We start from the raw sequence: 508 nt of genomic DNA, 5'->3' as shown, positions 1-508 counted from the left end.
TATTGATATACTCCTTTATTCATTGATTAGGATTTATTTCTATTCGCAATTTGTTTCCAAACAGAGCCGAGGGCTTCATCGCCCTTCTCTATTCTAGAAATAGCCATTTCAATTTGTAATTTAACTTCATATGCTGAATCATCGGCATGCGCTTTTAGACTATCTAATTGTTGTTCGTTTCCTTCATCAAATATAAACATTGCTGCTCTCCAGCGAACGATTTTCTGTGGATCATCAAGTGCTTTTTCCATTTCGGGTAGTGCCTCTTTAAATCCTAAATCGCTTAGACAATCGCCTGCTGTACGTCGTACTGCAGGACTTTTATCATGTATTCCCTTATAAATATAGGGTAGGATTTGACGATCTTCAATCATGCCTAATAACACAATTGCTTCACGACGTAGTGGCACTTTTTCTTCATTTAATGCAGCGTCTAATAAAGGAATATCATCAAATGTCGGTGTTGGGAATGATTTCAACATTCTTAATTTTTCTTTCCAGTCTGAAG

At 36.6% G+C, this 508-nt stretch carries 1 protein-coding gene; it reads right to left on the bottom strand.

The window, feature by feature from the left end; all coding sequences use genetic code 11:
* Window positions 1-26 precede the first annotated feature (26 nt).
* Window positions 27-508 (bottom strand): HEAT repeat domain-containing protein (locus tag AB840_RS15735; RefSeq protein ID WP_048515742.1); only part of this gene is annotated, 482 nt, incomplete at its 5' end.

Origin of the sequence: Megasphaera cerevisiae DSM 20462 (assembly GCF_001045675.1) — a bacterium.
Taxonomy (GTDB): domain Bacteria; phylum Bacillota; class Negativicutes; order Veillonellales; family Megasphaeraceae; genus Megasphaera; species Megasphaera cerevisiae.
Note: the sequence above shows the minus strand (reverse complement) of the source record. Positions and strands in the feature narration are given on the sequence as shown.